Raw genomic sequence first — 24,721 nt, 5'->3', positions numbered from 1 at the left:
ACATAGAAAAGCATTATAACGAGCTCGGTAACCACGTAAGTGAATGAGTCTCTCCGAACCGGACCGCGAGCTCGTGGTCGCCGAGCTCGGTCGGGAGCCGACGACGGCCGAGGCCGCGCTGTTCGAGAACCTCTGGAGCGAGCACTGCGCGTACCGCTCCTCGCGGCCGCTGCTGTCGGCGTTCGAGAGCGGGGGCGACCAGGTCGTCGTCGGGCCCGGCGACGACGCGGCGGTCCTCGCGCTGCCCGAGCCGGACGCGGCCGACGCGCCCGCGTCGGAGCGGGACGCCGACGACTACGGGGACCAGTACGTCACCTTCGGCGTCGAGAGCCACAACCACCCCTCCTTCGTCGACCCGTTCGACGGGGCGGCCACGGGGGTCGGCGGCATCGTCCGCGACACGATGTCGATGGGGGCGTACCCGATCGCCCTCCTCGACTCGCTGTACTTCGGCGGCTTCGACCGCGAGCGCTCGCGGTACCTCTTCGAGGGGGTCGTCGAGGGCATCTCCCACTACGGCAACTGCATCGGCGTCCCCACCGTCGGCGGCAGCGTCGCCTTCCACGGCGGCTACGAGGGGAACCCCCTCGTCAACGTCGCCTGCGTCGGGCTGACGGACGCGGACCGGCTCGTGACCGCGACCGCGACGGAACCGGGGAACAAGCTCGTCCTCGTCGGCAACGGCACCGGCCGCGACGGGCTCGGCGGCGCCTCCTTCGCCTCGGAGGACCTCGCGGAGGACGCCGAGACCGAGGACCGCCCCGCGGTGCAGGTTGGCGACCCCTACGCCGAGAAGCGGCTGATCGAGTGCAACGAGGCCCTCGTCGACGAGGGCCTCGTGCGGTCGGCCCGCGACCTCGGCGCGGCCGGGCTCGGCGGCGCCTCCTCCGAGCTCGTCGCGAAGGGCGGGCTCGGCGCCCGGATCGACCTCGACGCGGTCCACCAGCGCGAGCCGGACATGAACGCGACCGAGATCCTGCTCGCCGAGAGCCAGGAGCGGATGTGTTACGAGGTCGCGCCCGGCGACGTCGACCGCGTGCGCGCGCTCGCCGAGCGGTTCGACCTCGGCTGCTCCGTCATCGGCGAGGTGACCGACGGGAACTACGTCTGCGAGTTCGCGGGCGACGGGGAGGGCGACGGCGAGTCCGAGACCGTCGTCGACGTCGACGCCGAGTACCTCGCCGACGGCGCGCCGATGAACGACCTCCCGAGCGAGGAGCCGACGCGGCCGGCCCGTGACCTCCCCGAGCCCGCCCTGGCCGACGCGGTCGAGGCGGTCGTCTCCGCGCCGTCGACCGCGAGCAAGCGCTGGGTGTACCGCCAGTACGACCACGAGGTCGGCGCCCGCACCGCCGTGAAGCCCGGCGACGACGCCGCGATCATGGCGATCCGGGAGGCGGCCGCGGACGGCGACGACTCCGCCGAGGGCGGCGACGCCGCGGGCGGCGACGGCGGGCCGGGCGTCGGCCTCGCGCTCTCCGCGGGCGCGAATCCGAACTGGACCGAGGTGGCCCCCTACGAGGGCGCCCGCGCCGTCGCGCTGGAGAACGCGACCAACCTCGCCGCGAAGGGCGCGGTCCCGCTGGCCGCGGTCGACTGCCTCAACGGCGGCAACCCGGAGAAGCCGGACGTGTACGGCGGCTTCAAGGGAATCGTCGACGGACTCGCCGACGCCTGCGCCGCGCTCGGGGCGCCCGTGGTCGGCGGCAACGTCTCGCTGTACAACGACAGCGTCGAGGGGCCGATCCCGCCGACGCCGACGCTCGCGCTGATCGGGACGAAGCGCGGGTACGACGCGCCGCCGGCCGCGCTCGACGCCGACCGCGCCGGCGACTCCGAGCTCCTCCTCGTCGGCGCCGGCGGCGACGCGCTCGGCGGGTCCGAGTACCTCGCGCAGGCGGGCGGAAGCGACCGGTTCCCGGAGCTGCCGGACGCGGCCGCCGACTCCCCTGCCCTTGTCGACATCGCCGCGTCGCTCTCGGCGGTCGCCCGCCGCGAGTCGACGCTGGCGACCCACGACGTGAGCGACGGCGGGCTCGCGGTCGCGCTCGCCGAACTGGTGACCGACGACGCGGGCGCCGACGTGAGCCTCCCCGACCGCGTCGCGGCGTTCGACGAGACGCCCGGCCGCCTCGTCGTCCAGACGACCGACTCCGAGGCGGTCGCGGAGGCTGCGGGCGACCTCCCCGTCCTCAGGCTCGGGGACGTGACGACCGACGGGACGCTCTCGCTGTCGGTCGGTGAGGAATCGACCGCGCTCGACGCCGACGCGATCCGGGAGCTCCGCGGCGTGATCGGGCGGGAACTGGCCTGACGCGGTACCGCGAACGTCGCTCTCCTTCGTTCCCGTCGGTCCCGCCGCCCCGAACCGAGCGACACGCTTTTAGGCATTCCTAAAATACGTAGGAGCAATCACGGAACGCCGGTCCGTCCGGCGTCCGATCCACCGATGGCTCAGACGCAATCTCCCGGAACGAAGCGGTCGAGCGACACGGAGAGCGGGTCGCCCGCGGACCCGTCGCCCGACCCGGTGTTGTCGCTGTCGAACGTGACCAAGGAGTTCGGGCCCGAGACCGCCGTCGACGGCGTCTCGCTCGACGTCGAGCCGGGCGAGCTCCTCACCTTCCTCGGCCCCTCCGGGTGCGGGAAGACGACGACGCTCCGCACCATCGCCGGGCTGGAGGAGCCGACCGAGGGCGAGATCCGCCTCGACGACGAGGTCGTCGCCGGCGGCGACGGCGCGTTCGTCGCGCCGGAGCAGCGCGACGTCGGCATCGTCTTCCAGAACTTCGCGCTGTTCCCGCACCTCACCGTCCGGGAGAACATCGCCTTCGGGCTCTCCGACGCCGACGCGTCGGCGACCGAGGCGCGCGTCGACGAGCTGCTCGAGCTCGTCGAGATGACCGACCACGGCGACAAGACGCCCGATCAGCTCTCCGGCGGCCAGAAGCAGCGCGTCGCGCTCGCCCGGTCGCTCGCCCCCGAGCCCGAGGTGCTGCTGCTGGACGAGCCGTTCTCGAACCTCGACGTCCGGCTCCGCGTCGAGATGCGCGAGGAGGTGCGTCAGATCCTGAAGGAGGCCGGCGTCACCGCCGTCTCCGTCACCCACGACCAGGAGGAGGCGCTCTCCATCTCCGACCGCGTCGCCGTCATGAACGACGGCCGGATCGAGCAGGTCGGGCGCCCCGAGCAGGTGTTCGAGCGCCCCGAGTCGAAGTTCGTCGCCTCCTTCCTCGGGCGGGCGTCGTTCCTCGAAGGCGAGCTCCGCGACGGGAAGGTCGAGACCGGGATCGGCCGGTTCGACGCGGTCACGCTGGAGGGGTACGACACGGTCTACGACGGCGCGCCTGTCGACGTGCTCGTGCGTCCGGACGACCTCCGGGCGACGCCCGCGAGCCCCGAGCTGGCCGACGGCGTCATCGTCTCGCGGCAGTACGTCGGCCCCTCCTTCGTCTACCGGGTCGAACTGGAGTCGGGCGGCGCCGTCCACTGCCTCCACAACCACGTCGAGGAGTTCGACCTCGACGAGCCGGTCACGCTGGAGCTCACCGCCGACCACCCGCTGGCGTGGTATCCGCGATAAGCGGGTGGCTGGCGGTGGTCCGTCGTGTGTATTTTAAACTCGGGAGCGACCCGTGTCGCCGCTCAGAAGCTGAACAGGAAGGGAATGACGTACGCGATCAGCAGGCCGACGAGGGTGACGGCGGCGCCGATGCCGACCTCGCGGTTGCCGAACGACTGCATGGGTGCGGTCACGCGCTCGTCCGGGTCGGGGTCGTGAGAGTGGTCGTCCATACCCACCCGTGGCGACCCGAGATATAAAAACGCGTGTAAACTACCCCGCCCTACTCGCTCACGGCTTCGCTGTTCGCTTCGTTGAGGGTGGGGCTTTCGCGTGGACTCCCGTTCTGGCCATCGCTGGCAGGTTCGTAATCACCGTTCACGTTCAACGTCCCGCGATTCAAGCGCACGTTTACGGGCGCGCCTCCGCCCGACGACGTTTGCGCCGAGCGGAGATGCTTCAAACCGATGTTCTTCGCCGCGTTGTAGTCTGCATGGGGTGAGTACCCGCACTTAATACACTCAAACACGTCCTGTCCGTTCGAGATGGGGCGGTTGTCTTCGTGAGTGAACCCGCACTTGGAACACCGCTGGGAGGTGTAGGCGGGACTCACCTGCTCGACCGAAATGCCGACGACTTCGGCTTTGTACTCGACGTACTCGAACAGGCGTCGGAACGCCCACGCGTGGAACTTCTTGGCGTTCGGCATCCGCTCACGAATTCCGCTCAGGTTTTCGAACGCGATCACGTCACAGTCGTGTTCGACGGCTTCTGCGACGAGTTCTTTCGAGACGGTGTGGAAGAAGTGATCGTACCGCCCCGTCTCGGTCTGTCCGACCGACTGGATGGTTTCGTGAGCGGCCCGCGTCCCGCGCTGGTGGAGCGACCCGCGTCGCTTCTCGAACTCGCGGTGCCAGTGGTTCAACTCCGACCCGTTCTAGAACGTGCCCGTCGAGGTGACGGCGACGTTTTCGATGCCGAGGTCAACGCCGAGGACTGTGCTGTGCTCGGCGTCACCTTCATCGGCAGTCTCGGACTCTACGTCCGCCTTTGTGCGGACGTGAAGGTAGAACTCGCCGTCGTGGTAGTGGAGTTCCGCACCCGTTACGTCGTAATCTTCGTTGAACAGGTACTCCGAGTGGGGCGTCTCGCGGTTATCGTCCGGAAGGATGTACTCGGCGGTGATGCGGCCTTCGACGGTTGCGAGCGTCGCGTGGTCGTCGTTGAACGTCGCACACCGCTTGTCGTAGACGAGAGTTGAGGCAGTGAAGCGCGGCTTTCCCGCGTAATCGCCCTGTTTCCAGCGGGCGACGACGCTTTGAACGGCGTCGGCAGCCTTGTTGCGAGCGTTCTGGACGAGATTCGCTTGTAACCGTGTCTCAGCCCGCACATCGTCGTAGGTTTCACGTTGGAGTTCGGCTTTGCTCGTCGTTTTATACTCGCCTTGCCAGGCGTGGTCGACGACGTAGTTGGCGGCCCACAGAAACTCGGAGATGGTTTCATGGAGGAGGTCAGCGTCGCTGTCGGCCACATTAAGCTTGACAGGGATGGTGCGGCGGACCTCCATCCGTACTTCAGATGTATACTCTCGTTTTTATATTAGTAACGATTCAGTGAGGAGTCAGCCGACAATCGAACGTGGCTGGTGTAGTGCCGGGTCGGTTTCCTCCCCGACCTACTCGCTCGTTTCGCTCACTCCTTGAGGTCGGAGGCTCCACCTTGTATTATGCTGACCGGCGCGGCGACCGCCGGAAGGCTTAATTGTCTGATACTTAATTCGTTTCCGTTGATGTCCCTCCCCGGTCGCGATCTTGACGACGTACTGATCGTTGGTCCGGCGTTCTCCGGTCGCCGACGGCTGTTCCACCGGCTGTTGGCGGCGCGACCGGGCAGGCCGGTCCTGGTGTCGACCCGGCAGCCCGCCTCCCGCGTGCGAGACGCTCACCGGCGGACCGTCGACGGCGACCCGGCGGAGCCGGTCGTGGTCGACTGCGTGGCGAACGCCGTCGGCCGAGCGGGCGACGGGGGCGACGCGACGGGATACGCGCAGGACCCGGGGAACCTCACGTCCATCGGGACGACGTTCGTCGATCTGGCCGAGGACCGCGACGAGGACGCGCTCGCGGTCGGCGTGACGACCGTCTCGCCGCTGTTGATGTACAGGGGTCAAGGCGACTGCCCCGGAGCTTGACCTCGGGGTTAAAGCCGACAGTATTATAATGTCTAGTACTGATTGAATCAGTATGAGTCAGATGAAGTGCTACCCGAAAATGCGACAACGAGGTGTTGTTACGATCCCAGAAGAGGTTCGAGACGGACTTGATCTTGAGGAAGGTGACCAGTTGGAGCTCACTGTAGTGAAACTTGACTAAAAAATCTGAATGAAACACACGCTTCGCTTCCGTGCGTACCTACCTGACGACGTGGCCAGCGAAGCGTGGAGACACATCGACATTCTCCGACAGATCCGCAACCATGCTGTCCGAGACTACTACAGTGACTCCAACAATCGACCATCTGAATATGACCAGCATAACAAACTCACAGGCTGGACAGACAGATGGCCGACATTCTCAGAGCCATCACAACACGCCGCTCAACAGGCTATCAGCCAAATTCACAAAGACCTCGACAACCTCCAAGACCGCCAAGATGAGGGTTACAAGGTCGGAGAGTTGAATTGGCAAGGTGCTGGTGAATTTCGGTCGGTATCGTACAATCAGTCCAGTCGTTTCAACGTGGATCACAACACGGGCGACGACCGGTTCGTACGGTTCCGACTCGAAAAGATTGGCTGGTTCAAGATTCGCACTGACCGCTCAGTCCCGGCGGCAGCTGATATTGACAGGGTCATTCTAAAAAAGGAGAAGACAGGTGAGTGGTACGTCTCACTCGTGACCACTGTGGACAATACGCCTGACAAACCGTCACTGAGTGAGATCGGACCTGAGGACTGTGTCGGTGTAGACCTTGGCATCATCAGTTACATCCACACCTCAGAGAACCTCTCGGTGGAACGACTCGATTTGTCCGACGAGTACGACCGCTACGCGCGCGAACAGCGGAAGCTCGATAGGAAGGAACATGGCTCGGCCAACTGGGAGAACCAGCGCCAGAAGGTCGCGAAGGCGAAACGCGCAATTAAGCGGAAGGTGCTAGACTACCAGCACAAGTTGACGACGTGGCTCGTCGAAGAGTATGATGTTGTGGCAGTCGAAGACTTGGACGTGAAGTCAATGTTGGAAACCAGCCAGAACGCGAAGAACAAACAGGATGTCGCGTGGTCACGGTTCATCCGGTTGCTGGAATACAAAAGCGAGCTTCACGGAACGCATGTTGAGCTAGTGGAGCCGGGAGGGACGACGAAAGAGTGCGCGTGGTGCGGTGTCGAGACGGCAAAACCGATCTGGGTACGAGAGCACTCGTGTCCGGCGTGTGGACATACGGATGATCGGGATCTGAATGCGGCGAAAAACGTACGTAATCGAGGGCTGAAGCAGTTAGGGCGGGGACTGTCCGAATCAACGCCTGTGCAGACTGCGCTCCCTACGTTCACCCCTCACCGAGAGGTTGTGGATGCAAAGCGCGTCGTTGAAGCAGGAAGCCCCGGGGCTTGATCCCGGGGTGCGTTCACGCGTCCGCCTCGGAGGTGTTCCAGTTCCTGTATGTTCTCGCCCAGCGAGCGACCGGCGAGGAGTGACCCGTGGCGGCGACGATCGACCCCGGTGCGCACGACGAGACGACGGTTGAGCAGTTCGTCCCGCTGTTCGACGGCGTGGTCGAGATGCGGCGTCGAGACGACGAGACGTGGGGGTTTCGGGTGCAGCGGCCGGAGCGGAACGAATGGCGGGAGATCGAAGTGGTTTGATGTCAGGGCGATGAGTTTGCGTGCAATCCGCTAAACAACACGTTGTGGCCGCCCGCCCGCTACGACTCCTTGTGTGCGCCGTTCTACTACAATTGTCCGCGGATCAACGACTGACTGACCCGTCAAATCTATGATTTGATTACTGAGGGACTCCCTTTTTGAGATAGGTAGTAACGGAGTTGTAGGCCCACAAACACAACAAGTGCGAGAATGATAAGAATCAACTGTGGGTGCGATTCCATCTCCTGATAAATTTGGAACAACCGGATCCATGGAGAGATATCATCAGCAGGCGATTCCGAGACGGGAAACAGCGGATACAACAGAAAGCGTGCGGCCCAGAAATCACCTATAAAGAGAAAACGATAGGTGTCGCCGAGAAGATGACTCAGATACCCGAGAGCAAATGCTGGCGGAATTACGACTCGGAGCTGCTCGGACGGTGACTCTGTCGTCCAACGGCCGCGAAGACGCATCGTAACCCACCAGACGGTAAGTGTACAAACTGCGAACGTGAACACAGAGTGTGCGAACGAGCGGCCATAGGTGAGCACGTCAAGATATGCTAGCGGTTTATCAAGCAGACCCGAAAACTGGCTCCCAATTGCAAGCGGGACCAACGCGAGACGCACTGGGAGCTGGCGTGTCCCAACGGCCGCATAGACTGCGTACCAGAGATATGCAAAGGCGAAATGACCCAGCGGTAGCACAGTAAGGAGCTAATGAGGAAGGTGAATAAGCGCCGCTATTGACATCTGTTCCCGGGATAATGATGAATTAGACTGCAGATGAGCACAGATTATTTATACTATGCTCTAATTTCAATACGGCCATCTGTCTCGTATAAATCGGTGCAGTTCTCTACCTACTACTCATGCCAATCGAGTACTGGCAGACACTCGTGATACCAGTGTGTCTTCGCAACGAACCAGTTTCTCTGAATACCCTCTCAAAACAGTGATCCTATATTGGTATAGTATATTGTCTCTCATATGCAGACACGGCTTGTGCAACCGACAGACTTCCAGTTGCTTGCTGCACTGGCCGACGGATATCGAGATACAGCGTCAAACCTTGCAGTTCGTATTGAGAAAGATCGTAACTACGTGAACACCCGACTTCCGGCGCTTGCAGACGCGGATCTAATCCAGCGTATTGGGCCAAACGAGCATTCGGGATTGTATCAGATCACACCCCGTGGGGTCGTCGCCGTCCAGCACCAATCGATCTATGAAACTGATCGCGACCGGTTCGAAGCACTCCTTGATCAACGAGCGTCTGCAGTAACAATCGAACCACCGGCTATCGAGATCACTGGATCGGCGTCGACTCAGTGATCGACCACGCCAACACTGTCTTCCACCGTAGCAAATTCAGTTCCAATGCCTATCGAGGCGACACACCCTGTGCAAATCTCTGAACCTGCAAGCGACACAGAGGCAGGAAGTCCTCTCCTCACGGCTGGTGGGGGTATTTGCTGGTATGTTAGCATGGTGGTCTCTATGTGTTTCAGGAATGCTGCCGGCCGCAATACTTCTGTGGAGAACGGGTGAAAACCAATCTGAGCCGGCCACTTAGTGGCTCAGTGGTTGTGGTGACGTGTTATACAGCCGGCAGACGAGACCGTGTGATCCGGCTGAATGCGCCCATCAACGAGTGTTTCGGTGTGTCACCACCCGGGAGTGAGTCGTAGTGAGCGCCGTCTGATGTATATTCGTTTAATGATAAGATAATGCCGTACTACCGGATCACACCCGATACCGTGGGGGTGGTGACGGCGATCCGTCTGTTCAGATACGCGATAGTTCCTCTTACTTTGTTTGGTGTGGTGCCACCATGCGTGTTGGTGAGGAAACGGATGGCTGCCACGCCGTCTGGTGGTTTTCTGTGAGGTTCTCCCACTCGATTCCGTGAGTGTCATCCTCTCTACTGCGTTGTTGCTTCTTGCTGCGAGATGCCCAGTAGTGTCACTTATTTCACGCAGGTATGTTGCGGACGGGAACTCTCTCCCAGTATCGGTGGATTTTCCCACGAAGCGCCGATTTCGCGGGGAATTCTCACAGTAAACTGATCGCAGATCACCGATGCTGGCATCGACCGAATTCTGTTACAGTCGCCGGTATTGTGGCCTGCGTACTAGTGTCTCTTGACGTTCGCGCGGAAGCGAAAGTCAGTGTATGGATACTGATAGGCTCGTGTTTATCGAAGTTACAAGCCTAATACGAACGTGCTATACTCCTCGTTACTCACTCGCTTTTGCTGGTTGCCTGAGAGTAGCGCTCCCGCGCTACTGTATCCGTTTTGGAGTGGGTTGCTCATCTCCCGCCCGGCGGCCGTATTGTTGTTCGTGATCGCCGCAGCCGGCGGCCGGTCGGCGAACGAGCTATACGTTCGACGCACGTAGCGAGCCGTGACCGGCACGAGGCCGGAAGAGGGAATTCAACGATGGATCTGCGATCGCTGGCCGGATCCGGCATCACGGCGCTTCTCGTCGTCCTCGTAGTTGCCATGCTGATCGGCCAGCAGCTCGGCCAGCCGATCGTTCTCGGGTTCGTCCTCACCGGGAGCATGAACGCCGAGCCGGCCAACATGGCCCCGGGTGACGGGTTCATCGCTGTCCCGCCGGCGATCGCCGGCGACGTCGAGGAAGGCGACGTGGTGACGTTCGACGCTCAGGGGCTTCAGGGCGGCGGACTGACCACCCATCGGGTCGTCGCGGAGACCGATCAAGGGTATATCACGCGCGGCGACGCCAACCCCTTCACCGATCAGGACGGTCCCGAACCGCCGGTTCAGGAGTCGCAGATCAAGGCCGTCGCGCTCCAGCTCGGCGGTGACACGGTCGTCATCCCCAACATCGGCCTCGCCGCCATCGCGATGCAGGACGCGTTTGGCTTTGCGGCGACGTTCCTCGCTGCGATTCCGGGACTCGGAGGGCTCGCCGAGGGTAACGTCGGCTCGTCGATGGTCCTCGTCGGGCTGTTGCTCTTAGGCTACAGCCTCGTCGCTGAGGCCGTCGGCGGGTCGAACCGCCGCTCGGGCCGAGACGACCGCTCCAGGGACCGCGGCGGCAAGACGAGCGCGGTCCTCGTCCTGCTCGCCATCCTGCTTCTCATCACCGTGCCGGCGACGGCGAGTATGGTGATCCCCTCAGGGACGAACGACATCACGATCGTGAGCTCGCAGTCGCCGAGTTCGAACCCGACCGTCATCGAGCGCGGCGGCTCTGTGGAGTACACGTACAACTTCAGCAACGACGGGTTCATCCCCCGGATCGCGACCGTCGACGCGGCCAGCACGGGCGTCGACGTCGCTCAGAGCTCGCTCACTGCGCCCCGCGGCGAGACGGCGTCGACCACCGTCACGCTTCACGCCCCCGAGGAGACCGGCGCGTACGTCAGGTCCGTCTCAGAGTGGCAGTACGTGCAGTTCCTCCCGGCGCCGGTAATCCTCTCGCTGCACGCGATCCACCCGTTCGCCGCCGTCGCGGCGATAAACGCCGTGATAGTCGTCGTCGTCACGGCGGTGTACGTGCTCGCCGTCGGGCTCGAACCGTTCCGGTTCCGCGACCGCGGTCGGGAGCTGTCGCTGTCCCAGCGGGTCCGGCGGACGATCCGCAAATGGCGGTGAGTCGGGACCCGGAAGGTCTCCTCGTCGTTCACGCGCCCGCGATGAGCCGGACGTTCCACCCCGTGAGCAGCAGGCCGATCCCGGTCGCGACGACCGGCGGCCAGTAGTACGAGAACGGCTCCCGTTGTCGAGCCCCCTGAACGCTCACCGAGACCAACACGAGCAGCACGATCAGTTTTAATAAGAGGAATCCCGGGAGCCCCGCGGTCGAGAGCAGCGCGTTGACAACTGGGTTCCCTTCGATCAGTCCGGGGACCGCGATCGTCGCGTACAGCGTCGAGACCACGTCGCCGACCCCGTACGCGAGGGCGGCGGCGAGCCAGAGCGCGTAGAACTGCGTCGAGCGACTCTGGTACAGCGGCGGTCCAGCTGGGACACTCGCCACCGAGGCGTCGTCGACGCCGGGCGCGGCGTCCGCGTCGACTGCGTCGCCCCCGGCCCCCGTGACCGGGTCGTCGATCTCCGCGAGCAGCGTGTCGATCTGTCGGCGCCGGGCGGCGATCTCGCCCGTCAGTTCCCGGTAGCGCTCGTCGTCGGCCAGGTCCGCCTCGTCCCGCCGGGCCTCGATCCGTCGGCGGCGGGCCACGAGCGAGAGGTACGTCTCGACGGCCCCCTCCACCGCGCCGTGGTCGACGAGCGACTCGACGAGGTCGAAGAGACGGTCGAGACCGTCGCGCAGGCCGAGCGGACGCGCGCCGACCTCTCAGATCTCCGCCGCGAGGCTCAACGGTCGAACGTCGACGGCGGGCGGTGCGAGAGCTGCGACGCGCGCGTCGACCTGTCGATGCTCACCGAGCCCGTCTGTCCCTCCTGCGAGGAGACGTTCACCGGCGTGGCGGCGGGCAGCTCCTGGAATCCGTTCTCCGATCCGACCCTCCGCACCCGGTCCCGGTCGACGGATCCCGTCCCGCCGACGGACTCCGAGTTCCCGCCTCGCGAGTAAGGCTCTCGGTGCTTCGAGGCCCTCGGTCGCTGTCGGCTCCGAGCGCTTGACAGTCAGACACTGGCACACATGTTTATGTCGATTGAAACTATGCGTCACGACAAGGGATGTCGACGCAGCGGGCCGACTCGGACGGCGACGCGGAGCCGGTCGACTGCCGATACCGGGACCGGTTCGTCCTCGACGAATCCGGGCCGTCGGCGGCGAGGCGACCGTCCGAGCGGCGCCGCCGATCGACGCCGACGCCGTCTTCCGGGCCGTCCGCGTCGCCCGCGCCGTCCGCCGGATACGGTCGGAGTACCCTCTCCGTGTCCGGGTTGGCATTATTGACGGTCACGAAGCTGTCGGACGCGCTGACGACCGGGATCGGGCTGTTACACCTTCCGGGCGTCTACGAGGCGAACCCGATCGTCGCGTCCCTCTTTCGCGAGGTGGGAGTCGTTATCGGACTCGCGGTGGCGTCGGCCGCGATCATCGCGGGCGTCACCCTCGTCGTCGAGATCGGTTCGGTGCTCGTCTCCGTCCGGCGACGGGACGGTCACCTGGCCCCCGTCGTTCGGCTCGTCGGCTACGGGTTGCCCTCGGTGTGCTTCGCGATCGTGTCGGTCCACAACGCGAGCGTGCTCCTCGCCGGGCTTCAAACAGGAAGCGTCGTTCCGTTCTAGCCGAACTGAGGCGGACTCGGGACGGTCCCCGTGGCTGGGGACTCCGTGATCGGCGCGCGTGGCTCCGACGATCGGTCAGGGAAATTGACATCCTCCCCGCCATAAAGCGCGAGGATTCCTCGTTGGGGGTTCGGCTACCGACCCACGGAGGCAACTTGCGGGTTCGTGCGCGCTTCTTTGGGACTGTCGTGAGGGTGTGGTTGCCCCGACCAATCGTGGTCGTCCCACTCGAATCGCACGGGCCGTGCCATCGGCCTGACTTCGCAATCGCTGTTTTCTCGAAGGAACGTCTCTGACGCCGTGAGATCAGCGTGCCCCTCGAACCCGCATGGACACGTCAGCGTATCCCTGTGGCGAACCGTCTCCTTGTGGTCGCCACACTTCGGGCACGTCTGACTCGTCCACGCTTCCGACTCGGCTTCGAGGCTGATACCGTATTCCTCACAAACGCATGCGAGACGGTGGATGAACTTCTTGAACGCCCAGAAGTTGTGCGTTTTCTCGTTCACCCTGACCGACCAGTGCGTTTCTAGCACGTCGGTCAAGTCGCCCACGTACACCGCTTCCACACCCTCGTCGTACAGTCGTTCAACGAGGTCGCGCACCAGCGCGTTCTGTGCGTGGTCACGCCGCTTCGTTCGCTGTCGGTACAGCCGTCGAATCCGCTTGGAACTGTAGCGTCCTTCGCGGAGTTTCGACTGTAGGCGGGCGATTTCGTCGGTTGTCTCGCGGAACCGTCCGAACAACTCCCGCCCGTCGTAGAGGTACTGGTTCCCGGTAGTCGTGGAACAGGCGACGAGGTTGTTCGCGCCAACGTCGAGGGCGGCTTCGTGAGAAGCCAGTGGTGAATCCAGTCGAGAATCAGGGACGGTGACTGGCTGAAAAGCCCTGAACGTGTCGCTCACTTTGTCGTACTCAAGTTCCAGACGGCCCTGTTTGCCGTCCCACTTCGGGTTGCCTCGGAGTTCGAGGCGGAGTCGTTCGTGGTAGCCGAGTCCGTATTCGTCTTTCAGTTCTTGCCCGACAGGGATTTCGAGACGGCTACGCTTGCCCCACTGGATCGTGTACTGATTGTTTCGGATGTAGGTACGGAGTTCGCGTCCGTCCTCCTCGTTGCCCCAGTACGACGGTGGGTTGGCGTACTCGCCTTTCTCTTTGAGGGCGAAGAACGATCGCCACGCTTCGCTGTTCTTGCGCGTGACCTGTTGGACGGTTGCGCTTCCGACGACGCCGTTGTAGCATCCTCGGTACTCGGCGGTGTCCCATACGTCGCCGTCACCGAAGTAGTTCTGTCTGCGTTCATACGTCAGTTCGTTCCACAGGGAAGCGGAGGCGTCGAGTAGCCGTAGAAGGCACTCTTTGTCGTTCTCGGTCTGTGGCACGACCTCGAAGGTGTTGACGCGCTTCATTCCTTGCCACCCTCCTGTTCAGCGATGTATTGTTCGACAGCGCCCTTCGAGGCGCTTCCCGCCGTACCGACATAGTAGGAACGAGTCCACTTCACGCGGTCGTCGTACCGCTGGTTGTACTTGCGGGCGGAGATGCCCTTCACCCAGTTGACGATGAGCGACGGGGCGTTTTTGGGTGGACTGCCGATGAACAGGTGTACGTGGTCGGGCATGACCTCGGACTCGGCCAGTTCGAGGTCTTTATTCTCACAGATTTCCGCAAAGATGGTTTCGAGACGTTCCTTCGTCTTCCCCGTCGGATGCGAACGCCGATATTTTGGCACGAACACTGTATGGTAGTAGAGTTCGTATTTCGCATGACGAGTACTCTTTACCATCTGTGTATACTATTATAGTTAGACGCATTAAATATTGTGTTGGAACCCCGTCTATGCTATCGTTGGCGGTTGAATACTGTTGGTCGGCTTCATCCCCGCCCTGAAGGGGCGAGGCTTTCGCCTCGAATTTCTCGTAACCTACTTGAGTGCGGGCGGGCAATTACCGGTCGGAGTCCCGTGGTGTAGTGGCCAATCATAATGGCCTTTGGAGGGAGTTCGTCCGCGTCTGCGACCGAGGCACGATCTCGGGCCGTCTCCTCGGAGACGCCCGTCGGACGCCCGAAGTCAGCCATTGACGGCGGTTCGAATCCGCCCGGGACTATTTCGCGCGGCCGACCGTGAGAACGGCGTCGCGAGCGCGGTTTCCGTGTCCTGATCGGCTCCGCTTCGACTACCGAGTTCGACCGGCGTGCCGTGTGTTCTCGGCGCGTGTGATCTACCCACAAGAAATATACCTGCGGCGCGTTCTCGCGGACCCGTATGTTCGGATCCACCCGATCGACGCGCTCGGCGCGGGAGGTCGAGGGCGACGCGGTCGCCGACGGGTCACCGCCGGCGTTCGAACGCGGTCCGCGCCGTCTCACCGACCTCGCGCGGGACCCGCGCCGTCGCCCCATAGCCACGCTCGTCGCCGCGGTCGTCGTCTGCACGCTCGCCGCCCAGTCGTACCTCGTGGCCGTCACGGCGGGTCCGGTCGCCGGGCTCCTCGCCGTCGCCGCCGTCGCCGTCGCGTACGCGGTCGCGAAGCGGTGGTGGGCCGTGCAACACCGGCACATGGTCGCGGAGCTTGCGGCGGCGAACGAGCTCGACCGACTACGCTGACCGGCCGGCCGAGGGAGGCGGTTCGAGAGCCGCGCCGGTCGCCGGCATGTGTGTCATTTTTTATCATCCGGGTCCTGCGGTAGCGTATGGACCGCACGCAGTACCGCGACGCCGTCGCCGGGAACCGCCGGAAACACGGCTTCGAGCCGGTCGATAAGCGCACGAACGGGTTCGACCCGGTCTGGGAGCGTCGCGAGGACGACGACTCGATCGGGGCGGTCGCCGTCCTCGCGACGCTCGTCGACGACGAGCCGGACCTCGGCCCGGAGGACCTCGTCGCGACCGCCGACTCGTTCCGCGACGTGCTCGTCGACCGCGTCGACGACCGCCACGGCTCGACGACCCCGCTCGGCTACGTCGTCTTCGCCGTCCGCGAGCCCGACCCGGCGCTCGTCGACGCGGCGCGCTCGTACACGGTCGCCCGCCGCCGGACCAACGTCTTCCCCATCGTGTACGACCGCGAGGCGGAGACGCTCCACCGACACGAGGTACCGCGGCTGAAGGGGCGGGGGATCTATCGCCGACAGGCGGACGACGCCGACCGGCTGTTCGACGTGTGAATCCGTATTAAAAACAGACGCTCGCCGCTCAGATCAGCCGTTCCGCAATCCTGCCGGCGCCCTCTGCGGCGGCGGTCGCGGGGTCGTCCGGAGAGACGACCTCGACGTCGCGGTCGAGCTCGGCCGAGAGCCGCTTCTCGAACTCCTCGGTGAGCCCGGGGATACAGGCCATGCCGCCGGTGGCGGCGACCGGGCGGCCCAGCGCGAGCTGGTAGGGTTTCATGTGGTCGTTCGCGAGCTCCGGGAGGAACTCGTTGGCGACGACGTCGACCGCCTCGTCGATGTACCGGTCCACGGGCTCGCGCACGCCGCGGTCGACGGTGAACTCGTGGCTCCCGCCGCCGGGCTGCTGGATCACGTCCGTGAACGGCTCGAAGTCGTACACGTCGGCGTGCTCCTCCTTGTACTCCCGGGCGGTCGTGCGGTCGATGTGGACCCGGCCCTGGCTCTCCTCCTCGACGGCGGCGACGATCCGGCGGTCGACCTCGTTGCCCGTCACCGAGCCGGTCGAGAACGGCGAGAGCTGCTCGCCGCGCCGGTAGGCGCACGCCTCCAGCGTCGTCGACCCCATGTTGATCGAGACGAACACCTCGTCGATGGCGGTCAGGTCGTCGCCGTAGGCGGGGATCGCCCCGCACAGCGACTCGGGATAGCTCCGCGTCTCCGCCTGTCCGATCGAGGAGCCCTCGATCACCGACCGGAGGTTCTCCACGCCCGCCTCGTTGTCGATGGTGGGGACCGCGTAGACGACCGCGCTGTCCTCGGGGACGTCGTGGGCGTCCACGAGCGCCTCGAAGAAGCGCTCGGCGTCGGCGACGCTCTCGTCGTCCTCCGGCAGCCCCGACCGGAGCATAAACCGCACCGTGTCGGGGTACTCGATCGCGGCCTCCTCGCCGAACAGCACCTTCTCCTCGCCCGTGATGGCGTCCTCGTACGTCGCCAGACACGTCAGCGTCGAGCGTCGCTCGCGGCCGCCCCGCCCGTCGGGGAGGTCGAGCACCGTCCGGGTGCTCCCGAGTTTCACGCCGACCGCGTCCGGGCCGTCTGTACCGTTGATCTCCGTGGATTCGTCGTCGTCGCTCATTGTTAATCACTCGCACACGAAGCGATCCGGACGATGGAGACGAGGCTGATCCGATGGTCCGCGGGCGTGAAGGGGCGGTCCCGCCGCGGGGCGTCGAACCCCTCCAGCCGGCGCGTCAGCGCGCCGACCGCGTCGGGGTCGATCCACCCGAGTTCGGCGTAGTACGACAGCGCGTCGCGGCTCCGCAGGTGGCCGCCGACGTCGACGAGGTAGCCGAGCCACTCGCCGACCTCGCGTTCCGCGTCCGGTGCGGCCGGGACCGCCCGCAGGTACGGGCGGTCCTCGGCGTCGGCGGGGGTCGACCCGCCGCCGGACAGCCGCAGCCCTCGCTGACGCTGGAGCAGCTCGGTGAACGCGGCCGAGCGGGCGGCCTGCTCCGCTCGGTTCCGGTTCGGCTGACGAAGCGACCGCTCCCGAGGCGCTTCGTCGGCGCCGTCCCGCGGTGCCCCCGCGATCCGGCGCAGCTCCCGTACGTCGTATTGCCGTGGATTCAGACTCATGTTCCGTCCGTCGTTCGCGTCCGTACCCCCACCCTCACCGCCGGGACATATGATAGTTCCTCCGCAGTTATCACCGATGAGAAACTAACGCCGGGCCCCCGGCGGTCGGCCTCCCGCGCTCCCCCTCTCACTCGGCGTCGGCCCACGGGAGCGGCTCCGTACACCAGTGACAGAAGTCGAGTTCGGCGTCGGTCTCCTTCCCGCAGCTCGGGCACTCCACCCGGGCGGCCTCGCCGTCGTCGCCGGTGAGCTCGCCGATCGGCGAGGCGACGGCGCCGCCCTCGTCGTCCGCGCTCGCGGCGCGGCGCCGGACCGCCTCGGCGGTCGCGTCGACGCGGTTCCGCTCGGCGACGTCGGCCCGACCGACGACGAAGGCGTCGATCGACGACAGCACGGTGAGGAGGGCGACCGGGAGCGCGACCTCGGTCGGCAGCGCGGCGGCGGCCTCGAACGGCGACGCGGCCGACCCGCTCGGGTCGACGTCGTAGAGGGTGAGGAGGGCGACGCCGCCGCCGACGACCGTGACGTGCCACAGCAGCGCCCGCCCCCAGCGACGCAGGACGAGGTGGCCGAGTCCCGGGAACGCCAACGCCAGGACGGCGGCGAGGACGGGGCGCAACTGGTCTCGCATACGGCCCGGATTCGAGTGGGGGGTACTTACGGGCTACGGTGTCGGCGGTCTCCGGTCGGGGACGCCGGCGACTCCCCGCCGCGGATAACAACCGTTAATCGACGCCCGGTCCTCCGGGCCGCCATGAGCAGGGAGCGGGCGACCGCGTTCGTCCCCGGGCACGTCACCGCCTTCTTCAGCGCGCACTCGGCCGAGCGCCCCGCGGCCACCGGGTCGCGGGGAGCCGGCCTGACCCTCACCGACGGGGTGACCGTTCGGGTGTCGGCGACGGGAACGAGCCGGGGCGACGGGTCGGTCGGCGCCCGCGAGATCGACGGCGGACCAGGGACGATCGGGGCGGTCGAGGACGCGCTCGCGGCGCTCGGAGCCGCGGGCGGTGCCGACGCCGCCGGCGGTGGGGACGCTGCCGGCAGTGCAGACGCCCCGGGCGAGACCGACGGAGTCCCGGTCGACGTCGCGGTCGAGTCCGACCTCCCGATCGGCGCCGGCTTCGGCGTCTCCGGGGCCGCGGCGCTCGGCGCGGCCCTCGCGGCCAACGACGCGCTCGACCGCTGCCGCTCCGAGAACGAGCTGGTCCGGATCGCCCACGAGGCGGAGGTCGGTCGCGGCACCGGTCTCGGCGACGTGGTCGCGCAGGCGCGCGGCGGCGTCCCGATCCGGGTGGAGCCCGGCGCGCCGGGAATCGGGGAGCTCGACGGGATCCCCGCGGCCGCCCGCGTGGAGTACGTCACCTTCGGCGAGCTGTCGACGGAGGCGGTGTTGGGCGGCGACACGGCCGCCCTTACCGCGGCCGGCGAGGACGCCCTCGACCGGCTCCGTGCGGACCCGCGGCTCCCGACGCTGCTGGACGCGGCCCGCGAGTTCGCCCGCGAGGCCGACCTCCTCGTCCCGGAAGTCGCCGAGGCGGTCGACGCGGTCGACGCGGCCGGCGGCGAGGCCGCGATGGCGATGCTCGGCCGCACCGCCTTCGCGCTCGGCACCGGGCTCTCCGACGCGGGCTACGACCCCGAGGCGTGTCGGGTCGACGCCGCCGGCGCGCGGCTCGTCGAGTGACGACACCCCGGTGACGAACGGATCGCGCACCGTCGTCGTCGGAGTAATACTTATTTAGTATTACATTGAATGTATAGCTACGGTATGCCCCGAGTCACCACGAAGGGACAAGTCACGATCCCGAAAGAGATCCGAGACGCTCTCGGAATCGAGCCAGGGGACGAGGTCGACTTCGAGCGCGTCGGCTCCGAGTACCGGCTTCAGAAACAGGCCCCCACCACCGAAGAGGGCGACGACCCGTTCGAGAAGCATCGGGGAAGCGCCGACGGAGACGAGACGATGCCGGAGCGGATGCGTCGACTCCGCGGCGAGTATCCGCGCGACACGGACGACTCGCCTGCGGTCGAGGAGTCGACTGACGACGATGGTGCCGACCCGTGACGACTGCCGTCGACACGAACGCATTCCTCGCGCTGCTTTACGACGACGAGTACGCCGACGCCAGCGAGGCGGCTCTCAGAGACGCGTACCGAGAGGGGGCGGTGGTCGTCACGCCGGTCGTCTACGCCGAACTCGCGGCCGACGGCCGCTTCGACTCGGCCGCTGACCTCGATCGGTTCCTCGCGGATTTCAGCGTCGATGTCGTCGATCCGTCGCGAGAGGCACGCTTCGCGGCGGGTGATCGATTCCGGGAATACGTGGACCGTCGACCCGACGGGATCGAGTGTCCCGCGTGCGGTGAGAAACACTCCGTCGACTGCGACGCGTGCGGCGAGTCGCTCTCGCCGCGCCAGCACATTGCCGCCGACTTCCTCATCGGCGCGCACGCCGCCGTCGACTGCGACGGCTTGATCACGTTCGATGGGGGGTTCTACTCGACGTACTTCCCGTCGCTGGCGGTTTCTCCGAACTGAACCGATCGCCTCCCCGGGCACCCCGCGCTGACGGGCCCCGTCGCCGACGCCGACGAACAAAGCTTTACCGCGTCGCCCGCCTAGCTCGGGCAAATGGTACTCGACGACCTCGGCTCGTCCCTGCGGGGCAGCCTCGACAAGCTCCAGGGGAAGACCCGCCTCTCCGAGAGCGACGTCGAGGAGATCGTCAAGGAGATCCAGCGCTCGCTCCTCTCGGCCGACGTCGACGTCTCCCTCGTGATGGAGCTGTCGGACTCGATCAAGACCCGCGCGCTCGAAGAGGAGCCGCCGGGCGGCACCACGGCGCGGGACCACGTCCTCAAGATCGTCTACGAGGAGATGGTCGACCTCGTGGGCGACTCCACCGAGCTCCCCCTCGAAAACCAGACGATCCTGCTGGCCGGCCTCCAGGGGTCGGGGAAGACCACCTCCGCCGCCAAGATGGCGTGGTGGTTCTCGAAGAAGGGGCTCCGACCGGCCGTCATCCAGACCGACACCTTCCGGCCGGGCGCGTACGACCAGGCGAAGCAGATGTGCGAGCGCGCCGAGGTCGACTTCTACGGCGACCCCGACAGCGACGATCCCGTCGACATCGCGCGGACGGGACTGGAGGAGACCGCGGACGCCGACGTGCACATCGTGGACACCGCGGGTCGGCACGCGCTCGAAGACGACCTCATCGCGGAGATCGAGCAGATCGAGTCGGCGGTCGACCCCGACCGCTCGCTCCTCGTCCTGGACGCCGCGATCGGACAGGGCGCCAAGGAGCAGGCCCGCCAGTTCGAGTCGTCGATCGGCATCGAGGGCGTGATGATCACGAAGCTCGACGGGACCGCGAAGGGCGGGGGCGCCCTCACGGCGGTCAACGAGACCGACTCCTCAATCGCCTTCCTCGGGACCGGCGAGACGGTCCAGGACATCGAGCGGTTCGAGCCCTCCGGCTTCATCTCGCGGCTGCTCGGGATGGGCGACCTCAAGCAGCTCTCCGAGCGCGTCGAGCGCGCCATGGAGGAGGCCCAGGAGGAGGACGAGGACTGGGACCCCGAGGACATGCTCCAGGGCGAGTTCACCCTGAAGGACATGAAAAAGCAGATGGACGCGATGAACCGGATGGGCCCACTCGACCAGGTGATGGACATGATCCCCGGCATGGGCGGCGGGATGATGGACCAGCTCCCGGACGACGCGATGGACGTCACCCAGGACCGGATGCGCAAGTTCGAGCGCATCATGGACTCGATGACCGAGGAGGAGCTGACGAACCCCCGCGTCGTCGGGCAGTCGCGCACCGAGCGGATCGCCCGCGGCTCCGGCACCGACGAGGAGACGGTGCGGCAGCTCTTGGAGCAGCACTCGATGATGGAGCAGACGATCAGCCAGTTCCAGGGGATGGGCGACGGCGACATGCAGCGCATGATGAAGAAGATGGGCGGCGAGGGCGGCGGCGGTCTCGGCGACATGATGGGCGGCGGGAAGGGACCGTTCTGAGGGGTCGACCGCCCGTCGGTCCCGACCTACCGGCAGTCTCGGAGCGCTTCAGGCATTTTATATCGCCGACCGGGTAAGAGCGCCCGATGGACATCCGGCGGGTCGGGGAGTACGACGTGCTCGCGTTGACCGCCCTGATCTGGTTTCTCGGCAAGTTCGTGCGGTACGCGTTCCCGCCGCTCTTCGAGCCGCTCCAGGCCGGTTACGGCGTGAGCAACGCCGCCGTCGGCGCCGCGTTTTCGGGGTTCATGACCGTCTACGCGCTGATGCAGTTCCCGAGCGGGGCGGTCGCCGACCGCGTCGGCGCGGTCCGGGTGATCACCGCGGGAGCGGGCGTCGCGGCCGTGGGCTCGCTCGCGATCCTGTTCGACGCGCCCTTCCTCGCGCTGGCGGGCGCCATGCTCGTCATCGGCGCCGGCACGGGCGCGCACAAGACCGTGGCCGTCCGGCTGCTCTCGCGGATGTACCCGGTCCGGACCGGGCGCGCGCTCGGCGTCCACGACACCCTCGGCGCGTTCGGCGGGGTGGTCGCGCCCGCGGCCGTCGTCTTGTTCGTCTCTCCGCTTCCCGGGCTCGCGGCCCTGCTCTCCGGCCTCCCGGGGAGCGACTGGCGCGGGCTCTTCGCCGTCACGGGAGCGGTCGGACTGGCGCTCGCGGCGGCCTTCGTCGCTCGCGTGCCCGGGCGGCTCTCGGCCGGCGCGGACGGCGGCCGGAAACGCGACGACCCCGGGCCGAGCGCCCGCGACTACCTCGCGCTGTTCGAGGACCGCCGGCTCGCGGCGTTCGTCCTCGTCACCGTCGCCTTCTCGTTCGCGTACAACGGGACGGTCGCGTTCCTCCCGCTGTACCTCTCCGAGGCGGCGGGCCTCGCCACGACGACCGCGAACCTGCTGTACTCCGCCCTGTTTGCGGCGACGTTCGTCCAGCTCTTCTCCGGCGACCTCTCGGACAGACTGGGGCGGTTCCCGGTGATGGTCGCCGCGCTGGGGCTCGCGGCCGCGGCCCTCGTCGGGGCCATCGCCCTCGCTGATTCGGGCGCGCTCGCCCTCGGCGCGGTCGTCGTCGCGCTCGGGCTCGGCTCGCACGGATTCCGGCCGGTCCGCGGCGCGTACCTCGTCGAGGCCCTCCCGGAGCGGCTGGCCGGCGGGGGGCTCGGCGTCGTTCGGACGCTGCTCATGGGCGCCGGCGCGTTCGCGCCCGCGGTCGTCGGTGCCGTCGCCGACGTCGCCGGATTCCGCCCCGCGTTCGCGCTGCTCGCGGGCTCGATGGCCGCGGCGGCGCTGGCCGCCGGCGGGCTGTGGCTGACGACGTAGCTCCGCGTGCGCCCCTCTTCACCCTCCCTGCGCCCCGTCGCCGAGCGTCCCCGGATCGAACGCCTCCGGGTCGAACTCGTGCTCCCGGAGCCGGTCGAGGTCGACCGCGCGCAGCACGGACTCGTCGGTCGCCTCCAACACGACCGGCGGGGCGACCCCGGCGTCCGCCGCCTCGACCCACCGGCCGACGCAGAGGCACCAGCGGTCGCCCGGCTCCAGCCCGGGGAAGTCGAACTCCGGCCGCGGCGTGATCAGGTCGTTCCCCCGGTCGCGGCTGTATGTCAGGAACTCCGCCGTGACGACCGCACAGAGGGTGTGCTCGCCGACGTCGCCGTCGACGTCGCGGCAGTACCCGTCGCGGAGGTACCCCGTCACCGGCTCGCGGCCGCAGGGCTCCAGCTCGCCGCCGAACACGTTGCGCTCGGCCTCGGTCCCGTCGGTCTCGTCGGTGGACACGTCCCTCGCTCGGTGCCCGCGCGACTTATCGGTGGTGCCGCGGGGGCGCCTCGATCCGGCCCCGCGCCGCCCGCTCGACCTCCGCGTCTCGGCCGCGCCGCGCGGATCGGTGCGCCTATCCGGCGGCCCGCTCCACCGGGTGGCATGGCCGAACGCTGGCTGTACGGGTGGGGGCTCGGGTCGGTCGCGCTCGGGGGCGCCTCGCTCGTCGCCCCGCTGTACGTCGTCGAGCTCGGCGGGGGGCCGGTCGTGCTCGGCGTGCTCGCCGCCGTCGCCGCCGTCGTCGGGGTCCCGGCCGCGCTCGGCGCCGGGCGGATCGCCGACCGGACCGGCAGGCGGCGGGTCGTCGTGCTCGCGATGCTGGCGCTCGTCGCGGTCGGGATCGCCGTGATCCCGCTCACGGACCGCGTGACGCCGGTGATCCTCGCCAACGGCGCGATCTGGTTCGCGTTCGCGGCGGCGACCCCGGTCCTGACGCTGCTCGCGGTCGCCGACGTCCCGGAGAGCGCCTGGAGCGAGCGGATCGCGCTGTTGAACCAGTACCAGGGGATCGGCTGGGCGCTCGGACTGCTGCTCGGCGCCGTCTGGACGGGCGTCGGCGGGCGGTTCCTCCCGCCCGAGGCCGTGATCCGGCTGCTGTTCGTCCCGCTCGCGGTCTGTGCGGCGCTCGGTCTCCTCCTCGGGATCCGGACGCTGCCGGCGGACCCGGGCCCCGGCGCCGACCGGCGCGCGTCGGGGACCCGCCTCCGGCGCGCCATCCGCGCGGCCGACCGGTTCAGCGTCCGGACCGCCGCGTTCCCGTTCACCGTCGGTCGGGCCGACTTCCGCGGGCTCCACCCCCGGCGGTTCGTCGAGCGGTTCACGCCGGCGCTCGCGCTGTACTTCATCGCCGTCTTCTGCGTCTTCGCCGGGTTCGCGGTCTTCTTCGCGCCGCTGCCGGCGTTCCTCACCGAGGTCGGCTTCGGCTCCGACGGCGTCTTCGCGCTGTACCTCATAAACGGGATCGCCGCCGCCGCCTCCTTCGGCGCCGCGGGACGGCTGACCGCCGACCGCGACGCCGCCCTCCTCCAGACCGCCTCGCTGTCGACGCGGGCGGTCGCGTTCCCCGCCGTCGCGCTCGTCGGCGCGACGTGGGGCGCGGCGACGCTCGGGTTCGGCGCCGCCGCGGTCGCCTTCGCCGTGATCGGGGTGACGTGGGCCGTGATCGCGGTGACCGCGGGGACGCTCGTCACGCGGCTCTCCCCGCTGTCGATCCGCGGGGAGGCGCTCGGCACCTACGCCGCCCTCGGCGCGCTCGCGGGCGGGGTCGGCAGCGTCGCCGGCGGGTGGCTCGCCGCCGTGAGCTACGTCGTCGCCTTCGGCGCCGCGGGCGGGCTGGTGATCCTCGGCGCGGCGCTGGTCCTCCTCGTCCGACGGTACGCCGCCGCGGCGCCGCTGGTCGGCGGAGCGACCGGGTGACCGACCGGTCGGATCCCGGCGGCGAACGGGGGTCGGGGTCACCGCCGG

27 protein-coding genes, 1 tRNA gene and 1 pseudogene are annotated in these 24,721 nt (G+C 66.9%); 19 read left to right on the top strand and 10 right to left on the bottom strand.

The features are described from left to right. Positions 1 to 43 precede the first annotated feature (43 nt). Positions 44 to 2,314, top strand: a complete 2,271-nt coding sequence (gene purL / locus NO900_RS09020) for a phosphoribosylformylglycinamidine synthase subunit PurL (protein ID WP_256408883.1) — start codon at positions 44 to 46, stop codon at positions 2,312 to 2,314. Between the two features lie 135 nt (positions 2,315 to 2,449). Beyond that, positions 2,450 to 3,583, top strand: a complete 1,134-nt coding sequence (locus NO900_RS09015; protein ID WP_256408882.1) for an ABC transporter ATP-binding protein — start codon at positions 2,450 to 2,452, stop codon at positions 3,581 to 3,583. A 62-nt stretch (positions 3,584 to 3,645) separates the two neighbouring features. Here NO900_RS09015 and NO900_RS09010 read toward each other — a convergent pair whose 3' ends face one another. Together NO900_RS09010 and NO900_RS09005 are read right to left on the bottom strand one after the other, a co-directional pair. After that, the gene (locus tag NO900_RS09010) at positions 3,646 to 3,795 is read right to left on the bottom strand and encodes a DUF7550 family protein (RefSeq protein ID WP_256408881.1); all 150 of its coding nucleotides are present in this window, start codon (positions 3,793 to 3,795) and stop codon (positions 3,646 to 3,648) included. A 50-nt stretch (positions 3,796 to 3,845) separates the two neighbouring features. Beyond that, a pseudogene (locus NO900_RS09005) lies at positions 3,846 to 5,129 on the bottom strand (RNA-guided endonuclease InsQ/TnpB family protein). 222 nt (positions 5,130 to 5,351) lie between these two features. Here NO900_RS09005 and NO900_RS09000 point away from each other — a divergent pair. The 4 genes from NO900_RS09000 to NO900_RS08985 all read left to right on the top strand — a co-directional run bounded on the left by NO900_RS09000 (position 5,352) and on the right by NO900_RS08985 (position 7,430). Further along, the gene (locus NO900_RS09000; protein ID WP_256408880.1) at positions 5,352 to 5,753 is read left to right on the top strand and encodes a DUF7504 family protein; all 402 of its coding nucleotides are present in this window, start codon (positions 5,352 to 5,354) and stop codon (positions 5,751 to 5,753) included. Positions 5,754 to 5,805: 52 nt separating this feature from the next. Beyond that, complete coding sequence (locus NO900_RS08995) at positions 5,806 to 5,934, top strand: AbrB/MazE/SpoVT family DNA-binding domain-containing protein (RefSeq protein WP_321169218.1); 129 nt, start codon at positions 5,806 to 5,808, stop codon at positions 5,932 to 5,934. A gap of 9 nt (positions 5,935 to 5,943) precedes the next feature. Further along, positions 5,944 to 7,179: an RNA-guided endonuclease InsQ/TnpB family protein gene (locus tag NO900_RS08990; protein WP_256408879.1), complete on the top strand. Its 1,236-nt coding sequence runs from the start codon at positions 5,944 to 5,946 to the stop codon at positions 7,177 to 7,179. A gap of 86 nt (positions 7,180 to 7,265) precedes the next feature. Next, complete coding sequence (locus tag NO900_RS08985; RefSeq protein WP_256408878.1) at positions 7,266 to 7,430, top strand: hypothetical protein; 165 nt, start codon at positions 7,266 to 7,268, stop codon at positions 7,428 to 7,430. A 128-nt stretch (positions 7,431 to 7,558) separates the two neighbouring features. On the opposite strand, the gene NO900_RS08980 is transcribed toward NO900_RS08985, so the two are convergent. Then, on the bottom strand, positions 7,559 to 8,140 hold the full coding sequence (locus NO900_RS08980) for a metal-dependent hydrolase (protein ID WP_256408877.1): 582 nt from the start codon (positions 8,138 to 8,140) through the stop codon (positions 7,559 to 7,561). A 297-nt stretch (positions 8,141 to 8,437) separates the two neighbouring features. Here NO900_RS08980 and NO900_RS08975 point away from each other — a divergent pair, with 297 nt between their 5' ends. Together NO900_RS08975 and NO900_RS08970 are read left to right on the top strand one after the other, a co-directional pair. Beyond that, a complete protein-coding gene (locus tag NO900_RS08975; protein ID WP_256408876.1) occupies positions 8,438 to 8,767 on the top strand; it encodes an ArsR family transcriptional regulator in 330 nt (109 codons plus the stop codon). Between the two features lie 1,108 nt (positions 8,768 to 9,875). Next, positions 9,876 to 11,060: a S24/S26 family peptidase gene (locus NO900_RS08970; RefSeq protein WP_256408875.1), complete on the top strand. Its 1,185-nt coding sequence runs from the start codon at positions 9,876 to 9,878 to the stop codon at positions 11,058 to 11,060. A 28-nt stretch (positions 11,061 to 11,088) separates the two neighbouring features. Here NO900_RS08970 and NO900_RS08965 read toward each other — a convergent pair whose 3' ends face one another. Beyond that, a complete protein-coding gene (locus NO900_RS08965; RefSeq protein WP_256408874.1) occupies positions 11,089 to 11,679 on the bottom strand; it encodes a DUF5658 family protein in 591 nt (196 codons plus the stop codon). Between the two features lie 6 nt (positions 11,680 to 11,685). Here NO900_RS08965 and NO900_RS08960 point away from each other — a divergent pair, with 6 nt between their 5' ends. Together NO900_RS08960 and NO900_RS08955 are read left to right on the top strand one after the other, a co-directional pair. Continuing rightward, complete coding sequence (locus tag NO900_RS08960; protein WP_256408873.1) at positions 11,686 to 12,003, top strand: hypothetical protein; 318 nt, start codon at positions 11,686 to 11,688, stop codon at positions 12,001 to 12,003. A 107-nt stretch (positions 12,004 to 12,110) separates the two neighbouring features. Then, positions 12,111 to 12,668 (top strand): hypothetical protein, encoded by a 558-nt coding sequence (locus tag NO900_RS08955; protein WP_256408872.1) that lies wholly within the window; start codon positions 12,111 to 12,113, stop codon positions 12,666 to 12,668. 134 nt (positions 12,669 to 12,802) lie between these two features. Here the strand turns inward: NO900_RS08955 and NO900_RS08950 are convergent, their stop codons facing one another. Continuing rightward, on the bottom strand, positions 12,803 to 14,077 hold the full coding sequence (locus NO900_RS08950) for an RNA-guided endonuclease InsQ/TnpB family protein (protein ID WP_256408871.1): 1,275 nt from the start codon (positions 14,075 to 14,077) through the stop codon (positions 12,803 to 12,805). Next, the gene (gene tnpA, locus NO900_RS08945; protein ID WP_256408870.1) at positions 14,074 to 14,454 is read right to left on the bottom strand and encodes an IS200/IS605 family transposase; all 381 of its coding nucleotides are present in this window, start codon (positions 14,452 to 14,454) and stop codon (positions 14,074 to 14,076) included. Before tnpA ends, NO900_RS08950 begins: the two co-directional genes overlap by 4 nt. Before the next feature lie 171 nt (positions 14,455 to 14,625). On the opposite strand from tnpA, the gene NO900_RS08940 reads away from it, so the two are divergent. The 3 genes from NO900_RS08940 (at position 14,626) to NO900_RS08930 (ending at position 15,836) form a co-directional block, all read left to right on the top strand. Further along, positions 14,626 to 14,776, top strand: a tRNA-Gln gene (locus tag NO900_RS08940). Between the two features lie 158 nt (positions 14,777 to 14,934). Continuing rightward, positions 14,935 to 15,276, top strand: a complete 342-nt coding sequence (locus tag NO900_RS08935) for a hypothetical protein (protein ID WP_256408869.1) — start codon at positions 14,935 to 14,937, stop codon at positions 15,274 to 15,276. 86 nt (positions 15,277 to 15,362) lie between these two features. Continuing rightward, positions 15,363 to 15,836, top strand: a complete 474-nt coding sequence (locus NO900_RS08930) for a hypothetical protein (RefSeq protein WP_256408868.1) — start codon at positions 15,363 to 15,365, stop codon at positions 15,834 to 15,836. Between the two features lie 28 nt (positions 15,837 to 15,864). Here the strand turns inward: NO900_RS08930 and NO900_RS08925 are convergent, their stop codons facing one another. From NO900_RS08925 to NO900_RS08915, 3 genes are all read right to left on the bottom strand, one after another. Next, positions 15,865 to 16,920, bottom strand: a complete 1,056-nt coding sequence (locus tag NO900_RS08925; protein WP_256408867.1) for an actin-like salactin — start codon at positions 16,918 to 16,920, stop codon at positions 15,865 to 15,867. Positions 16,921 to 16,922: 2 nt separating this feature from the next. Then, positions 16,923 to 17,420: a FlaD/FlaE family flagellar protein gene (locus tag NO900_RS08920; protein WP_256408866.1), complete on the bottom strand. Its 498-nt coding sequence runs from the start codon at positions 17,418 to 17,420 to the stop codon at positions 16,923 to 16,925. A 127-nt stretch (positions 17,421 to 17,547) separates the two neighbouring features. Further along, on the bottom strand, positions 17,548 to 18,051 hold the full coding sequence (locus tag NO900_RS08915; protein ID WP_256408865.1) for a DUF7575 domain-containing protein: 504 nt from the start codon (positions 18,049 to 18,051) through the stop codon (positions 17,548 to 17,550). A gap of 123 nt (positions 18,052 to 18,174) precedes the next feature. Between NO900_RS08915 and NO900_RS08910 the strand changes: the two genes are divergently transcribed. The 5 genes from NO900_RS08910 to NO900_RS08890 all read left to right on the top strand — a co-directional run bounded on the left by NO900_RS08910 (position 18,175) and on the right by NO900_RS08890 (position 22,759). Next, on the top strand, positions 18,175 to 19,104 hold the full coding sequence (locus tag NO900_RS08910) for a pantoate kinase (protein ID WP_256408864.1): 930 nt from the start codon (positions 18,175 to 18,177) through the stop codon (positions 19,102 to 19,104). An 84-nt stretch (positions 19,105 to 19,188) separates the two neighbouring features. Next, positions 19,189 to 19,485, top strand: coding sequence for an AbrB/MazE/SpoVT family DNA-binding domain-containing protein (locus NO900_RS08905; RefSeq protein ID WP_256408863.1), 297 nt, complete (start codon positions 19,189 to 19,191; stop codon positions 19,483 to 19,485). Continuing rightward, positions 19,482 to 19,958 carry a PIN domain-containing protein gene (locus NO900_RS08900; RefSeq protein WP_256408862.1) on the top strand — a complete coding sequence of 159 codons (477 nt, stop codon included), beginning with the start codon at positions 19,482 to 19,484 and terminating at the stop codon, positions 19,956 to 19,958. The genes NO900_RS08905 and NO900_RS08900 overlap by 4 nt, the downstream gene beginning before the upstream one ends. Before the next feature lie 93 nt (positions 19,959 to 20,051). Next, positions 20,052 to 21,446 carry a signal recognition particle protein Srp54 gene (locus NO900_RS08895; protein WP_256408861.1) on the top strand — a complete coding sequence of 465 codons (1,395 nt, stop codon included), beginning with the start codon at positions 20,052 to 20,054 and terminating at the stop codon, positions 21,444 to 21,446. Positions 21,447 to 21,532: 86 nt separating this feature from the next. After that, positions 21,533 to 22,759 carry an MFS transporter gene (locus tag NO900_RS08890; protein WP_256408860.1) on the top strand — a complete coding sequence of 409 codons (1,227 nt, stop codon included), beginning with the start codon at positions 21,533 to 21,535 and terminating at the stop codon, positions 22,757 to 22,759. Between the two features lie 18 nt (positions 22,760 to 22,777). On the opposite strand, the gene NO900_RS08885 is transcribed toward NO900_RS08890, so the two are convergent. After that, positions 22,778 to 23,215: a DUF2237 family protein gene (locus tag NO900_RS08885; protein WP_256408859.1), complete on the bottom strand. Its 438-nt coding sequence runs from the start codon at positions 23,213 to 23,215 to the stop codon at positions 22,778 to 22,780. Positions 23,216 to 23,359: 144 nt separating this feature from the next. Between NO900_RS08885 and NO900_RS08880 the strand changes: the two genes are divergently transcribed. Beyond that, positions 23,360 to 24,673, top strand: coding sequence for an MFS transporter (locus NO900_RS08880; RefSeq protein WP_256408858.1), 1,314 nt, complete (start codon positions 23,360 to 23,362; stop codon positions 24,671 to 24,673). The last annotated feature ends 48 nt before the right edge of the window (positions 24,674 to 24,721 follow it).

It is taken from the genome of Halorubrum rutilum (assembly GCF_024494565.1).
This window is presented reverse-complemented; position numbering and strand designations above follow the sequence as displayed.